This window comes from Candidatus Symbiopectobacterium sp. NZEC135, from assembly GCF_025962695.1.
In genome coordinates this window covers 1-609 of sequence record NZ_JAGFPF010001299.1, presented here as the reverse complement: position 1 = coordinate 609, position 609 = coordinate 1, and the positions used below count along the sequence as shown (strand labels likewise).

The following is a 609-nucleotide window of genomic DNA, read 5'->3' as shown; positions in this document are numbered from 1 at the left end:
GCAGAAGCGGTGCCAATTGATCATTTGATCTCGCCGGAACAGTTGGTCATCGACAATATCTACAAGTTAATCGAGTATCCCGGCGCGCTACAGGTGGTGAACTTCGCTGAAGGGAAAGTGAGTATCGCCGCAGTGAACGCTTACTACGGTGGCCCGTTGATTGGCAATGCGCTCTCCGCGTTGCGTGAGCATATGCCGCACATCGAAACCCGCGTAGCCGCTATCTTTCGCCACGACAGACCGATCCGTCCGCAAGGTTCAACGATTATCGAAGCGGGCGATGAAGTGTTCTTTGTTGCTGCTTCCCAACATATTCGCGCAGTAATGAGCGAACTCCAGCGCTTGGAAAAACCCTACAAGCGCATCATGATTGTCGGTGGCGGTAACGTCGGCGCGGGGTTGGCACATAAGCTGGAAAAAGACTACAGCGTCAAACTGATCGAAAAGAACGAAGAGCGTGCGATCGCTCTGGCTGAACTGCTGCAAGACACCATAGTATTCCACGGCGATGCTTCCGATCAGGAGTTGCTGGCCCAGGAGCATGTCGAACAAATCGATGTGTTTATTGCCATTACCAACGACGATGAAGCGAACATCATGTCCGCCATG

The 609-nt window shown here is 52.7% G+C and carries 1 protein-coding gene; it reads left to right on the top strand.

Annotation, left to right across the window (positions count from 1 at the left end; genetic code table 11):
- Positions 1 to 609 (top strand): Trk system potassium transporter TrkA (gene trkA / locus J5224_RS33925; protein ID WP_264629252.1); only part of this gene is annotated, 609 nt, incomplete at both ends.